We start from the raw sequence: 6,244 nt of genomic DNA on the forward strand, positions 1-6,244 counted from the left end.
AAATATGGAATATACTTTTCAACAAAAAATCGCTATAATGCGAATCCTTCTTGATATCATTCATGTCGATGGTATAATTGATGCCCGTGAAACATTTTTTTTCAATAAACTAAAAGAGAAATTTGAACTTCAAGATGATGATCATGAATTGATAAAATCTAAGAATTCTCTCATTGCGCTCTCTCAAATTAAACTTTTAAATGATGAACAAAAAGCTGATTTTGCTTGCCTTATGAGCGATATGATTATTGTAGACGAAGATATAAATGCAAATGAGGTTGCCATATATGACGTTGTTGCTGAATTCTGTGGAATCACCATTTCCTTTGTAGAAGCAGCTGGTAATGAACATATAGCTGGCTGTACAAAATCATAAATCTTTTGCATATTCCCCTTGACTCTTTTCGATGATAAGAGTCAAGGGCATCTATTTTCTTGAGATTCTATCCAAGGCCTTTTAAAACTACGGTAATGAAACTTCGGGACGTAGGGGATAGAGTGAACTGGACAAAACAAGATTTGATTCTGTCCACTCCTATTAGTTTGATACTATAGAAGATTGTAATTAATCTAATCTAAACCTTGTAAATGATATATGTACTTCTATTTTAGTAAGTGAGAATTTGTAAGAAAGTAATGTAATAGTTTACTCAAAAGGTGAATTCCTATAGGGAGAATGTGTTAATTTTGTTACATCCTCTTTTTGTGCGTTACGACTTTGCGTGTCCTTGTGTCTTAGAATTTGAGGTACGTAATATGCTGAATCTCTATAAAGGCAATAGTTCTTAGAGAAAATGTAATAGTGTAAAGAGAAAGATAAAAAGATATAGAAGCCTTGTGATGGTAGGTTACTTGAACATCTTAAAATACATATTTGTAAATTCATTATAAGTTGATAATAAGATAAAATAATTTTCCTGTCACTCCTGTCATTCTTTTTGTGTAATTAAATTATTGGTTTATAGCTCTTTAATTGAAAATGTTAAAATGACAGCAAATGAAATTTAAACTTATATAGAGTATAATATTTATTTCTTTAAAGTAGTTGTTGTGTATATAAATCAAGAATATGAAACAGCTTTTACCTATGGTACAAATCATATTCTTGCTTTTTACTGATAAAACAGATTGATGGTATTTTCATAAAAGATTTTGTTTAATTTTCAAAGTTTGTGCGTCTTCTAAAACTATCCTCATTTATTAGGATAGGCAAAGCCTCCTTATTTTAAGTCTAAATACTATATATTTTGTTTAAAATACTTTGATAAATCATTAAAATATAGTATTTTTGCATCGCATTATGTATGTACTTATACCAACATCTTGGTATCTAATTTAATGAACAATAATTATGAGAGGGAGGCTGAATACAGTCTTCTCGCTACATTCATTTAGGAATAATAATTCTAACAATTTAAATATTTAAAATCAAAACATTTATGTGGTTAATCAATTCATCTATTGGTAGAAAGGTGATTATGTCAGTTACTGGCATGGCCCTGATCCTATTCATGACGTTCCACTGCTGTATGAATCTTGTTGCGCTCTTCTCTAAAGATGCTTACAACATGATTTGTGAGCTGTTGGGTGCCAACTGGTACGCAGTAGCAGCTACTGCTGGTCTTGGCGCATTGGCAGTTTGTCACATCGTTTATGCGTTCATCCTTACAGCGCAGAACCGCCGTGCACGTGGTGACAATCGTTATGCTGTTACAGAGAAGCCTGCAACTGTAGAGTGGGCAAGCCAAAACATGCTTGTTCTCGGTCTCATCGTGCTGCTCGGTCTTGGACTTCACCTCTTCAACTTCTGGTACAACATGATGTTTGCAGAGCTCACAGGTATGCATGTTCAGATTCCACCAAGTCATGGTTTTGAGTACATCCAGTACACTTTCTCTAATCCTTTGTATGTAGTACTCTACGTTATTTGGATTGCAGCATTGTGGTTCCACCTCTCTCACGGTTTCTGGAGTGCTATGCAGACAGTTGGTATCAATGGTAAAGTATGGTTCAACCGTTGGAAGACCATTGGTAACATCTATGTTACTCTGTTGATGCTTGGCTTCCTCATTGTAGTGCTTGCATTTGCTTTCCATTGTGCACCAAGCCTTTGCTGTGCTGCATAATTTAAGTATCTAAGTTGAAAATTTAATTCAAAAACAATCATGACTAAGACATTAAATTCCAGAATACCAGAAGGACCAGTAGCTGAGAAATGGACCAACTATAAGGCTCATCAGCGTTTGGTTAACCCAAAGAATAAACTGAAACTGGATGTTATCGTTGTTGGTACAGGTCTGGCTGGTGCCAGTGCTGCCGCTTCTCTCGGTGAGATGGGCTTCAACGTATATAACTTCTGCATCCAAGACTCACCACGTCGTGCACACTCTATCGCTGCACAGGGTGGTATCAATGCTGCAAAGAACTATCAGAATGATGGTGACTCAGTTTACCGTCTTTTCTACGATACAGTAAAGGGTGGTGACTATCGTGCTCGTGAAGCGAACGTTTATCGTCTTGCTGAGGTGTCAAACGACATTATCGACCAGTGCGTTGCACAGGGAGTTCCATTCGCACGTGAGTATGGTGGTATGCTTGCTAACCGTTCTTTCGGTGGTGCACAGGTAAGCCGTACTTTCTATGCAAAGGGTCAGACCGGTCAGCAGTTGTTGCTCGGTGCTTACTCTTCATTGAGTGCACAGGTTGCTACAGGTAAGGTAAAGCTCTATACTCGTTATGAGATGGAGGACGTAGTTATCGTTGACGGTCACGCTCGTGGTATCATTGCTAAGAACCTTGTGACTGGTAAACTGGAGCGTTTCACAGCTAATGCTGTTGTTATCGCTACTGGTGGTTATGGTAATGCATACTTCCTTTCAACCAACGCTATGGGTTGTAACTGTACAGCAGCTATCCAGTGCTACCGTAAGGGTGCTTATATGGCTAACCCATCTTACGTTCAGATTCACCCAACTTGTATCCCTGTACACGGTGATAAGCAGTCTAAGCTGACCCTTATGTCAGAGTCTCTGCGTAATGATGGCCGTATCTGGGTTCCTAAGAAGCTCGAAGATGCAAAGGCATTGCAGGCAGGAACAAAGAAGGGATCTGATATTCCAGAGGAAGATCGTGACTATTACTTGGAGCGTCGTTACCCAGCATTCGGTAACCTCGTACCTCGTGACGTTGCTTCACGTGCTGCTAAGGAGCGTTGCGACCATGGATTCGGTGTTAACAACACTGGTCTTGCTGTGTTCCTCGACTTCTCTGAGTCTATCAACCGCCTTGGTATCGATACAATTCTTCAGCGTTATGGTAACCTCTTCGATATGTATGAGGAGATTACAGACGTTAATCCGGGCGAGCTCGCTAATGAGATTAACGGCGTGAAGTACTATAATCCAATGATGATCTTCCCTGCTATCCACTACACAATGGGTGGTATCTGGGTTGACTATGAGCTGATGACAACCGTTCCAGGTCTGTTTGCTATTGGTGAGTGTAACTTCTCTGACCATGGTGCTAACCGTCTTGGTGCTTCTGCTTTGATGCAGGGTCTTGCTGATGGTTACTTCGTATTGCCATATACTATTCAGAACTATCTTGCTGATCAGGCACTCTGGGCAAAGGTTCCAACCGACCGTCCTGAGTTTGATGAGGCTGAGAAGGCTGTTATGGCTGAGACAGATCGTTTGATGGGTATCCAAGGTAAGCGTTCTGTTGACTCTCTCCACAAGGAACTCGGACACATTATGTGGGAGTATGTAGGTATGGGTCGTACCAAGGAAGGTCTTGAGGAAGGTCTTAAGCAGTTGAAGGCTCTTCGTGAGGAGTTCAACTCTAACCTCTTTATTCCTGGTAAGAAGGAAGGCTTGAATGTCGAGCTTGACAAGGCAATTCACCTCCGTGACTTCATCCTTATGGGTGAGCTCGTAGCTTATGATGCATTGCATCGTGAGGAGAGTTGTGGTGGTCACTTCCGTGAGGAGCACCAGACTGAGGAAGGTGAGGCTAAGCGTGACGACGAGAACTTCTTCTATGTTGGCTGTTGGGAGTATCAGGGTGATGACACCAAAACCCCAGAGCTTATCAAGGAACCTCTCGAGTATGAGGCAATCAAGGTACAAACACGTAATTATAAAAACTAGTTGACGAGTTGACGGGAGGACAAGTTGACAAGTTGTTAGCTTGTTCTGCCTTAAACATATTCCATTAGTATAATACAGACAATATACAAGATGTAATACAAACAAGGTCGATGAATACTCACAAGGATTTGATCGTCTGGCAGAAAGCAATGGAACTTGTCTTAGAAGTATATAAGGCAACAAAGACATATCCACGGGAAGAACTATTTGGATTAGCTTCCCAAATGCGTAGAGCCGTTGTATCAATTCCCTCGAACATAGCAGAAGGCTATGGCAGAATCCATACTCGTGAAACTGAGAGATTCCTTAGTATAGCATTAGGTTCTGCGTGTGAGTTAGAAACTCAATTGATTCTATCGAAAGACTTAGGGTATATCTCGACAGAACTTGCACAGCAACTATGCGATAAGACCCAAGGCATAATTAGGATGCTAACGTCTTTGATTAAGACTCTGAACAAATAACTTGTTTACTTCACAACTTGTTTACTTGTCAACTAAAACATAACACAATGGCAAAGAATATATCATTCACAATTAAGTATTGGAAGCAGAATGGTCCACAGGATCAGGGTCATTTCGATACACATGAGATGAAGAATATCCCAGATGACACCTCATTCCTTGAGATGCTTGACATCCTTAATGAGGAGTTGATTGCTGCTGGTGATGAACCATTCGTCTTCGACCACGACTGCCGCGAGGGTATTTGCGGTATGTGTTCACTCTATATCAATGGTACTCCACACGGTAAGACTGAACGCGGTGCAACAACCTGTCAGCTTTATATGCGCCGTTTCAACGATGGTGATGTTATCACTGTTGAGCCATGGCGTTCAGCTGGTTTCCCAGTAATCAAGGACTGTATGGTAGACCGTACAGCATTCGATAAGATTATTCAGGCTGGTGGTTACACAACAATCCGTACCGGTCAGGCACAGGATGCTAATGCTATTCTTATCTCTAAGGACAATGCTGATGAGGCTATGGACTGTGCAACATGTATCGGTTGTGGTGCTTGTGTTGCTGCATGTAAGAATGGTTCTGCTATGCTCTTCGTTTCATCTAAGGTAAGCCAGTTGGCTCTCTTGCCACAGGGTAAGCCTGAGGCTGCTAAGCGTGCTAAGGCAATGGTTGCGAAGATGGATGAGGTTGGCTTCGGTAACTGTACTAACACACGTGCTTGCGAGGCTGTTTGTCCTAAGAACGAGAAGATTGCTAACATCGCTCGTTTGAACCGTGAGTTCATCAAGGCAAAGTTTGCTGATTAATCATAAGCAACAGGCAGTAGCCCTATAGACTACTACCAAGCTTATTCAATCATAGGAAATCCCATAGCTCTGATATATGAGTTATGGGATTTTTGTTTATATGCTCCAGTTAAGTTAGTATGCGATACTTTATGATTTGAACCTCTTTTATATCCTTTGAGGTTTGAGGTTTGACCTTTGAACTTTATGATTTTACTTTCACCGACTACGAATTACGCTAATTACTCGAATCCTTATCGCAACGTAATTCGTTTAATCAGTAGTCACAGATCGATAGTTTGCGAGTTTAGAAGTTGATGAGTATACTTATTATTTGTAGCGATAAATAACAGCTAATTTAATAGATAAGGATTTGAAAAATAATTACATTGTATCGAGTAAAACCTCTATAAATAACGAAAAAAACACATATAAAAAGAAAGTTTGCAATCAACAGAGAATCAATTAGTTATCAAGTAGTAAAATAAAAGGTGCTTAATTGGACTTCAAAAGGGCGTTAGTTAGCCTTCAAAAGGGCACCTTTTGCAAGTCAATTAGGCGTCTTTTAGGAGCTAAAAGAGCATGTCTTGGTTTTGAGTTGTTGGAAAATTATTTACAAGTATCGGCAGTGTGGAAGTATGCTGTTTGTAGAAGACGGATAGAAATCATATCAATTCGCATCTTGTTTTGTATTTTATTCCTCTTTGTAAGACCATCTAATTTAGGATAATCATCCCATACAAGTATATAAGTCTTTATTCTATTTCAATCTATTTATTTAACCCAATTCGGTCATTAGAGCCTAAACATATTTTGTTTTATTATCGAGCAGATTGTTTGGCTTTGT

At 39.7% G+C, this 6,244-nt stretch carries 5 protein-coding genes; all 5 read left to right on the forward strand.

Annotated features, from left to right (window positions below):
- Positions 1–4: 4 nt before the first annotated feature.
- Positions 5–376: a hypothetical protein gene (locus HMPREF1505_RS06205; protein ID WP_231480361.1), complete on the forward strand. Its 372-nt coding sequence runs from the start codon at positions 5–7 to the stop codon at positions 374–376.
- Between the two features lie 1,063 nt (positions 377–1,439).
- Positions 1,440–2,126: a fumarate reductase gene (locus tag HMPREF1505_RS06210; protein ID WP_036923753.1), complete on the forward strand. Its 687-nt coding sequence runs from the start codon at positions 1,440–1,442 to the stop codon at positions 2,124–2,126.
- A gap of 39 nt (positions 2,127–2,165) precedes the next feature.
- On the forward strand, positions 2,166–4,148 hold the full coding sequence (locus HMPREF1505_RS06215; RefSeq protein WP_036923754.1) for a fumarate reductase/succinate dehydrogenase flavoprotein subunit: 1,983 nt from the start codon (positions 2,166–2,168) through the stop codon (positions 4,146–4,148).
- Between the two features lie 110 nt (positions 4,149–4,258).
- Entirely contained in the window at positions 4,259–4,612 is a 354-nt protein-coding gene (locus HMPREF1505_RS06220) for a four helix bundle protein (protein ID WP_004358894.1), read from the forward strand.
- Positions 4,613–4,659: 47 nt separating this feature from the next.
- Positions 4,660–5,418, forward strand: coding sequence for a succinate dehydrogenase/fumarate reductase iron-sulfur subunit (locus HMPREF1505_RS06225; RefSeq protein ID WP_013264811.1), 759 nt, complete (start codon positions 4,660–4,662; stop codon positions 5,416–5,418).
- The last annotated feature ends 826 nt before the right edge of the window (positions 5,419–6,244 follow it).

Origin of the sequence: Prevotella sp. ICM33 (genome assembly GCF_000517825.1) — a bacterium.
GTDB lineage: Bacteria > Bacteroidota > Bacteroidia > Bacteroidales > Bacteroidaceae > Prevotella > Prevotella melaninogenica.

Bases quoted from the DNA above. Each gene is read 5' to 3' on its own strand.
- HMPREF1505_RS06215 (WP_036923754.1), top strand. From the start codon at position 2,166: ATGACTAAGACATTAAATTCCAGAATACCAGAAGGACCAGTAGCTGAG.
- HMPREF1505_RS06205 (WP_231480361.1), top strand. From the start codon at position 5: ATGGAATATACTTTTCAACAAAAAATCGCTATAATGCGAATCCTTCTT.
- HMPREF1505_RS06210 (WP_036923753.1), top strand. From the start codon at position 1,440: ATGTGGTTAATCAATTCATCTATTGGTAGAAAGGTGATTATGTCAGTT.
- HMPREF1505_RS06225 (WP_013264811.1), top strand. From the start codon at position 4,660: ATGGCAAAGAATATATCATTCACAATTAAGTATTGGAAGCAGAATGGT.
- HMPREF1505_RS06220 (WP_004358894.1), top strand. From the start codon at position 4,259: ATGAATACTCACAAGGATTTGATCGTCTGGCAGAAAGCAATGGAACTT.